Origin of the sequence: Achromobacter pulmonis, assembly GCF_902859765.1 — a bacterium.
In the GTDB taxonomy this organism is placed as follows: domain Bacteria; phylum Pseudomonadota; class Gammaproteobacteria; order Burkholderiales; family Burkholderiaceae_B; genus Achromobacter; species Achromobacter pulmonis.
The window spans coordinates 165,324-172,572 of the sequence record NZ_CADIJV010000008.1; the positions used below are offsets into that span (position 1 = coordinate 165,324).

The following is a 7,249-nucleotide window of genomic DNA, read 5'->3' on the forward strand; positions in this document are numbered from 1 at the left end:
CGCGCGTCGCCCCGCGGCACCGTGAGCCTGTACGAGAAACTCGCCGACGAGATCGCCAGGTCGATCCGCGACGGCGTGCTGCGCGTGGGCGACAAGCTGCCCTCGGTGCGCGAGGCCTGCGCCACCCGCGGCGTCAGCCCGTCGACGGTGTTCCAGGCCTACTACCTGCTGGAAGCACGCGGCCTGATCCGCGCCCGCCCCCGTTCCGGCTACTACGTCAATACGCGCGGCGACAGCCTGCCGCCGGAGCCGGACACCTCCCACCCGGATGGCGAATCGACCGAGCTGGCGATCAGCGAACGCATCTTCGACATCCTCGGGTCGGTGCGCAACCGCGACGTTACGCCACTGGGATCGGCCTTTCCCTCGCCCCTGCTGTTTCCGCTGCCGCGCCTGGCCCAGGCCATGGCGGCGCACCTCAAGCGCCAGGACCCGCTGGACACGATGGAAGACCTGTCGCCCGGCAATCCGGCGCTGCGCCGGCAGATCGCGCTGCGCTACCTGATCGCCGGCATCAACGTGCCGGCCCAGGATATCGTGGTCACCAACGGCGCGCTGGAAGCGCTGAACCTGTGCCTGCAAGCGGTGGCCCGACCCGGCGATACAGTCATCGTCGAGGCCCCCACCTTCTACGGCGCATTGCAGGCGCTGGAACGCCAGGGCCTAAAGGCCCTGGAAGTACCGACGCATCCGCGCACCGGTGTCGACCTGGACGCGATGGAAAGCGCGATCAAGCGCCACCGGCCCAAGGCCTGCTGGCTGATGACGCAATTCCAGAACCCGCTGGGCAGCCTGATGCCCGACGACAAGAAGCGCCAGCTGGTCGAGCTGCTGGCGCGCCACGAAATCCCGCTGATCGAGGATGACGTCTACGGCGAGCTGTATTTCGGCGCGGCCCGGCCGGTGCCCGCCAAGGCGTATGACCAGCACGGCCTGGTGCTGCACTGCTCGTCATTCTCCAAATGTCTGGCGCCCGGCTACCGCATCGGCTGGGCCAGCGCCGGCCGCTACACGCAGCGCGTGCAGCGTCTGAAACTGTCCTCGACACTGTCGGCGTCCGGCCCGGCCCAGGGCGCCCTCGCCGAGTACCTGGAACAGGGCGGCTACGACCGTCACCTGCGGCGGCTGCGCGAAACGCTGCAGGCGCAGCAGGACCTGATGGCCAACGCGATTGCGCAAGGGTTTCCCGCGGGCACGCGCGTCACCCGTCCGCAGGGCGGTTTTTTCCTGTGGCTGGACATGCCGGCGGCAGTGGATGCGCTGGCCTTGCACCGGCAGGCCCTGGCCCGCGGCATCAGCGTCGCGCCGGGCCCGATATTTTCGGCCAGCGGCCAGTTTGGCAATGCCCTGCGGCTGAACTACGGCCATCCCTGGAGCGCGTCCCAGGCCGACGCCATCCGCGCCCTGGGCGAGATGGCGCACGCGGCCTGCGGCACCGGCAGGCCCCTGTCCTGATCAGTTGCGGGTGGAGGCCGCGCGGGCGCGCTTGACCTCCAGCGGCGTCACGCCGCCTGCCTGATTGCCCCAGCTGTTGCGGATGTAGGACACCAGCATGGCAATGTCGTTGTCGTTGAGCGACTGGCCGAAAGGCGGCATGCCGTGGGGCCGCGGATTGGCCGCGGTGGCCGGCGCGAAGCCGCCATCGAGCACCATGCGGATCGCGTTCAGCGGCGACGGCGCCGTCACGGTCGGATTGCCGGCCAGGGCCGGCCACGCGCCCGGGCTGCCCTCGCCCGCCGGCTGGTGGCATTGCGCGCACTGCTGGCGGTAAATCCGGCCGCCCAGTTCCATGGCAGCGGGCGCCACCGCGGCGCGAGTCCCGGCCGCCGCCGGGCTTGCCGGCAGCGACTTCAGATACACGCCCATCGCCAGCGCGTCGGCATCGCTCAGGTGCTGCGTGCTGCCCAGCACCACCTCGGCCATCGGCCCGCTGGCGCTGGAATGCGCCGCGATGCCGGTGCGCAACAGCGCGGCGATGTCCTCGGCCGACCAGCGTCCCAGGCCCGTTTGCGGATCATTGGTGAGCGGCGGCGCATACCAGTCCAGCGTCGGGATGATGCCGCCGGCCAGGCCATCGGCCGCGCGCGTGGCCCCCAGACTGTTGCGCGGCGCATGGCAGGCGGCGCAGTGGCCCAGGCCTTCGACCAGGTAGCGGCCGCGGTTCCACTGGGTCGATTGGTCCGGATCGGGTGGCTGCACGCCCGGCCGGAAATACAGGGCGCGCCACGCCGCCAGCAGGATGCGTTGATCGTAGGGAAATTCCAGTTCCGGCGCGCGGCTGGGCTGGTTGACCGGCGTCACCGTGCGCAGATAGGCGTACAACGCGTCGGCGTCCGCGCGCGTGACGCGGGTGTATTCGGTGTACGGGAAGGCCGGATACAGCAGCGTGCCATCGCGCGACTTGCCGTTGTGCAGCGCCTGCCAGAAATCATCCGCGCTCCAGGCGCCGATCCCGGTCCGCTCGTCGGGCGTGATGTTGGGACCGTAGATCGTGCCGAACGGCGTCGGGATCGGCGTGCCGCCCGCATACGCCTGGCCGCCGCGCGCCGTATGACAGGCCGCGCAATTGCCGGCCTGTGCCAGGTAACGCCCGCGCTCGATGCGTTGCTGCGGGTCGGCCGGCGCCGCGGCCGGGCCGGTGCTGGCGTCGTCGCGCGTGCCGAGCCAGTACAACGCGACCAGCGTGATCACGGCCAGCGCCAACAGGACGCCCAGAATACGCTTCATCAGTTTCATCCGGCGGCCCTCTCAGCGCTGCGCCTGGCTGCCGCACTCGGCGGGCAGGCGCAGGGCGCCGGCCGGCTCGGGCGCATAGGTGGCAGTTACCGGCTGCGACGACAGCCAGGCCGCCAGGGCGCCGATGTCCGCGGGAGTGAGCTTGTTGGCGATATCGGCCATGCAGTCGGGCGCGGCGGCGCGCCGCAGGCCATTCTTCCAGCTGCCGATCTGCGAGCCGATGTAGTCGCGTGGCAGGCCCAGGAGGCCGGGAATGGCGGGTAGCAGCCCGCCCAGCGCAGTGCCATGACAGGCCGTACAGGCCGGCAGGCCGCGGGCGGCATCGCCGGACAGCGCCAGTTGGCGGCCGGCTTCGAGCGTGGCGGCGGAAACCTCGGCGCGCAGCGGCGGCGGATACGGCACGTGCTGGTCGGCGAAATAGGCGGCCATTTCGTGCAGGTAGGTATCCGGCAGGCCCGCCAACAGGTGCGCCATGGGCCGGTACTGGCGCCGGCCGTCGCGGAAATTGAGCAACTGGTGGTAGAGGTATTCCTGCGGCTTGCCCGCCAGGCGCGGGTAATAACCGTCGGCGCCGGCGCGGCCCTGCTCGCCATGACAGGCGGTACAGGCGGCCACCCGGGCGGCCATGGTCCCTGGCTGCAAGACCCGCGGCGCGTCCTGGGCCAGCGCGGGCGCTGCCGAAAAGGCAACAACGGTGGCGGCCACGAGGCGGGTTTTCACCCAAAACCGCGGCAGTGAAACACGACGAAAGCAAATGAGGGCTAACATCTAGGGCCAGTTAACACTAAGTCGAATTCCAACCCCGGCGCCGCATGGCGGCGGGGCGCGTAGGTGAATCGGTCGTGTGCGGGTGCCCAAGCTTAAGCCGAACCCCGCCAGGCAGTACAGGCGCAGATTCGCAGTTTACGGCCATATCAGATGCCAACCCCCGGCATCCTCCTGGAAAAGCGTGCCACAATCATGTCCATGTTGAAAGTCGTCCTCGTTACCGGCATCTCAGGCTCAGGCAAGTCGGTTGCCCTGCGCATGCTCGAGGACGCCAGCTATACCTGCGTCGACAACCTGCCCGTGCGGTTCCTGGCCGAGTTCATCGCCAATGCCCGCGACGACGGCCTGGAGCGCGTGGCGGTGGCCATCGACGTACGCTCGCCCGGCGAGCTGGCCGAACTGCCCGACGTGGTCACGGCGCTGCGCGCCATGGGGACCAGCCTGCGCGTGGTGTTCCTGGACGCCAGTACCGATACCCTGGTGCAGCGCTATTCCGAATCGCGTCGCCGCCACCCGCTGACCGACCGCCTGCAACGCGGCGGCACCACGCCTTCCCTGACCGACTGCATCGCGCTCGAACGCGAACTGCTGGCGCCGCTGCGCGAGCAGGAACATGTCATCGATACCTCCGAACTCACGCCCGGCCAGTTGCGCGCCTGGATCCGCGACCTGATCCAGGCCGACCGCGCGCCGCTGGTGCTGACCTTCGAATCGTTCGCGTACAAGCGCGGCGTGCCGCGCGACGCCGACCTGGTGTTCGACGTGCGCTGCCTGCCCAACCCCTATTACGACCGCAACCTGCGCCCCCTGACGGGCCGCGACGAGCCGGTCGCCACCTGGCTGTCCGGCTATGAGCAGGTCGGCCTGATGATCGACGATATCACCGGCTTCCTGCACCGCTGGTTGCCGCAATACACGCAGGACACCCGCAACTACCTCACGGTCGCCATCGGCTGCACCGGCGGCCAGCACCGTTCGGTCTATGTGGTCGAACAGCTGGCCAAGCGCTTTGCCGACCACGATCCGCTGCTGGTGCGCCATCGCACCCAACTGCCCGACGAATCCGCATGACCCTGTCCCGTCCGCTCCATATCCTGATGATGCTGTTGCTGGCCATTGCCGTGGCCGGCTGCTCTTCCACCGGGGGACGCAAGAAGGGCGGCGGATACTACAAGGACGACGGCCCGGACGCCAATCCGCCGTCCAACCTGGACCAGGTGCCGGACGCGGTGCCGCGCATCGAGCCGTACGCCAGCGGCGCCAATCGTCCGTATGTGGTGTTCGGCCAGCGCTATGTGCCGGATACCAGCGGCCGGCCCTACAAGCGCCAGGGCATCGCCTCGTGGTACGGCAAGAAATTCCACGGCAACTCGACCTCGATCGGCGAACCCTACGACATGTACGCGATGACGGCGGCGCACACCACACTGCCGATTCCCAGCTACGCGCGCGTCACCAGCCTGGTCAATGGCAAGACCATCATCGTGCGGGTCAATGACCGGGGTCCGTTCCACAGCGACCGCATCATGGACCTTTCCTACGTGGCGGCCTACAAGCTGGGCATCATCGGACCGGGCAGCGGGCAGGTGGTGGTCGAAAGCATCACGCAGGACGACATTCGCCGCCTGGCCTCGCAGGGAGCCCCTGCCCCCGCCCCCGCATCGGCGACCGGTTCCACGCCCGTGGCCACGCCCGTCGCCGCCGTCCCGGTGGCGCTGGCGCCCCAGCCGCTGGCGCAACAGCCGGCCCCGACGCCCGGCGCCGCGCCCGTGCGCCAGCCCGGCAGCGTCTACCTGCAGGTGGGCGCGTTCAGCCAGCCCGCCAATGCGCAGTCGCTGGTCAGCCGCATCAACAGCCAATTGGGCATGGTTGGCGCGCCCCCGGCGGCCGTCGAACAATCCAACAACCTGTACCGGGTCAAGATCGGACCCTATCCGGATCGTCAGAGCGCGCTGGACGCGGTGCAGGTGGTGTCGGACCGTATCGGCATCATGCCCAGCATCGCCGCGCAATAGCGCCGCGGCCGATCAGGCCGGAGGCCAGTCGAACGCCGGTTGCTCGAATGGCAGTTGCGCCTGCCCGTCACAGACCCGGCGCGCGCGCGGATTGCGGCTCAGGTATTGGCTGCCTTCGTGCCTGAGCAGGGCCTGCTTGCGCGGCAGGCCGCCGCCAAAGCCGGTCAGCGAAGTGTCGGCGCCGATGATGCGGTGGCACGGAATGATGATGATGACCGGGTTGCGGCCGACCGCGCCGCCAATGGCCTGGGCGCCCTTGGGACGCCCCACGGCGCGCGCCAGTTCGCCGTAGCTGGCGAGCTGGCCGAAATCGAGTTGGCACAGCGCGCGCCAAACCTCGTGCTGGAACGGCGTGCCGACCGGGTCCAGCGGCACCTCGAAATCGCGGCGCCGGCCGGCGAACCAATCCTCCAGCTCGCGCCGCGCCTGTTCCAGGATCGGATCGGATTCCGCGCGGGTCCAGCCTTCGGCCGGCGGCAACGACGCCTGGTCGGTGAACCAGGCGCCACGCAGGCCCTTGCCGCTGGCGACCAGGCGCATTTCGCCCAGGGGCGTGACCATGTCCCGGTAGACGATCGGTTCCCCCGCTTCGCCGTGATGCTTGCGGGCCGCTGCGGTATGGTTCATGGGCATTACGAATGCTTGCGGGCCAGGGCCCGGTTGTACAGGACATCGCGCGACAGGCCGGTGACCTTGGCCGCGACCTTCGAGGCGTCTCGCACCGAAAGCGTTTCCAGCAGCGCATCGAGCAAGGCGTCGGCGCGCGGATCGGCGTCTTCGTCCGCCTCGCGCCCGTCCTGGGCGTGCGCGATCAACACGAATTCCCCCTGCTCCCGATGGGTGTCCGCCGCCAGCCAGGCCGCGGCCTCGCCCAGCGGGAAAGTGGCGATTTCCTCGAAGCGCTTGGTCAGTTCGCGCGCCACGGTCAACAGGCGGGCCGGACCGCAGACTTCCAGCAGATCGGCCAGCGTGGCCGCCAGGCGGTGCGGCGATTCGAACATCACCACTGGCGCAGGCAGCGCGCACCAGGTGCGCAGCCAGCGCTGACGCGCCGTGGCCTTGGGGGGCGGAAAGCCGGCAAAGGCATAGGCCGGATTCTCGTCGGTGGTGACGCCGCTGCCCATCAGCGCGGCGATCACCGCGCTGGGACCGGGCACCGGCACCACCGTGAAGCCGGCTTCGCGCACCGCGCGCACCACGCGGGCGCCCGGATCGCTGACCGCCGGCGCGCCGGCGTCGGACACCAGCGCCACCCGCTGGCCCTGGGCCAGCCGTTCGCAGATGGCCTGCGCCGCCGCGGCCTCATTGTGCCGATGGGCCGCCATCAGCGGCGTGCCGATGCCCCAGGCGTCCAGCAGCGTGCGACTGGCGCGGGTGTCTTCCGCCGCGATCACGTCGGCGCGCAGCAACGCATGCCAGGCGCGCAATCCCAGGTCGCCCAGATTGCCGATCGGCGTGGCCACCACGTATAGCGTCGAGGCGGGCCAATGCTGCCCGGCCACGCGTTCAGCGACACGGGCCCAGGCGTCGCCGGCCACCGGGGGTGAGACATTTTGATTCATTGCTGCCTACTTACGCGGAAAACCATGCCAGTGTAGCCGCCATCGCTGCGCGCTTCGGGACCGCCATGACGAATGACACCTTTGCTTTCGAACTCGCCCTGGCCGCGCGGCGCCGGGCCGCCAGGCGCCGGCGCCGCGCATCGCAGCGGCTCAGCCCGCCCGACCGCG

At 69.8% G+C, this 7,249-nt stretch carries 7 protein-coding genes; 3 read left to right on the forward strand and 4 right to left on the reverse strand.

The window, feature by feature from the left end:
• Positions 1-21 precede the first annotated feature (21 nt).
• Positions 22-1,455 (forward strand): aminotransferase-like domain-containing protein, encoded by a 1,434-nt coding sequence (locus tag HV701_RS09780; RefSeq protein WP_175132870.1) that lies wholly within the window; start codon positions 22-24, stop codon positions 1,453-1,455.
• Here the strand turns inward: HV701_RS09780 and HV701_RS09785 are convergent, their stop codons facing one another.
• On the reverse strand, positions 1,456-2,736 hold the full coding sequence (locus HV701_RS09785; RefSeq protein ID WP_175132871.1) for a cytochrome c: 1,281 nt from the start codon (positions 2,734-2,736) through the stop codon (positions 1,456-1,458).
• A gap of 12 nt (positions 2,737-2,748) precedes the next feature.
• A complete protein-coding gene (locus HV701_RS09790; RefSeq protein ID WP_244957874.1) occupies positions 2,749-3,363 on the reverse strand; it encodes a c-type cytochrome in 615 nt (204 codons plus the stop codon).
• Positions 3,364-3,702: 339 nt separating this feature from the next.
• On the opposite strand from HV701_RS09790, the gene rapZ reads away from it, so the two are divergent.
• Both rapZ and HV701_RS09800 read left to right on the forward strand, forming a co-directional pair.
• Positions 3,703-4,575: an RNase adapter RapZ gene (rapZ, locus tag HV701_RS09795; protein WP_175132880.1), complete on the forward strand. Its 873-nt coding sequence runs from the start codon at positions 3,703-3,705 to the stop codon at positions 4,573-4,575.
• Complete coding sequence (locus HV701_RS09800; protein WP_175132873.1) at positions 4,572-5,519, forward strand: septal ring lytic transglycosylase RlpA family protein; 948 nt, start codon at positions 4,572-4,574, stop codon at positions 5,517-5,519. The genes rapZ and HV701_RS09800 overlap by 4 nt, the downstream gene beginning before the upstream one ends.
• Positions 5,520-5,531: 12 nt before the next feature.
• On the opposite strand, the gene HV701_RS09805 is transcribed toward HV701_RS09800, so the two are convergent.
• Both HV701_RS09805 and rsmI read right to left on the reverse strand, forming a co-directional pair.
• On the reverse strand, positions 5,532-6,146 hold the full coding sequence (locus HV701_RS09805) for a methylated-DNA--[protein]-cysteine S-methyltransferase (protein WP_175132874.1): 615 nt from the start codon (positions 6,144-6,146) through the stop codon (positions 5,532-5,534).
• Positions 6,147-6,151: 5 nt separating this feature from the next.
• A complete protein-coding gene (gene rsmI, locus HV701_RS09810; RefSeq protein WP_175132875.1) occupies positions 6,152-7,081 on the reverse strand; it encodes a 16S rRNA (cytidine(1402)-2'-O)-methyltransferase in 930 nt (309 codons plus the stop codon).
• Positions 7,082-7,249 lie beyond the last annotated feature (168 nt).

What these genes read in the sequence shown, in the direction of transcription:
- rapZ (WP_175132880.1), top strand. Translation starts at nt 3,703, where the DNA reads ATGTTGAAAGTCGTCCTCGTTACCGGCATCTCAGGCTCAGGCAAGTCG.
- rsmI (WP_175132875.1), bottom strand. Translation starts at nt 7,081, where the DNA reads ATGAATCAAAATGTCTCACCCCCGGTGGCCGGCGACGCCTGGGCCCGT.
- HV701_RS09800 (WP_175132873.1), top strand. Translation starts at nt 4,572, where the DNA reads ATGACCCTGTCCCGTCCGCTCCATATCCTGATGATGCTGTTGCTGGCC.
- HV701_RS09785 (WP_175132871.1), bottom strand. Translation starts at nt 2,736, where the DNA reads ATGAAACTGATGAAGCGTATTCTGGGCGTCCTGTTGGCGCTGGCCGTG.
- HV701_RS09805 (WP_175132874.1), bottom strand. Translation starts at nt 6,146, where the DNA reads ATGAACCATACCGCAGCGGCCCGCAAGCATCACGGCGAAGCGGGGGAA.
- HV701_RS09790 (WP_244957874.1), bottom strand. Translation starts at nt 3,363, where the DNA reads ATGGCCGCCCGGGTGGCCGCCTGTACCGCCTGTCATGGCGAGCAGGGC.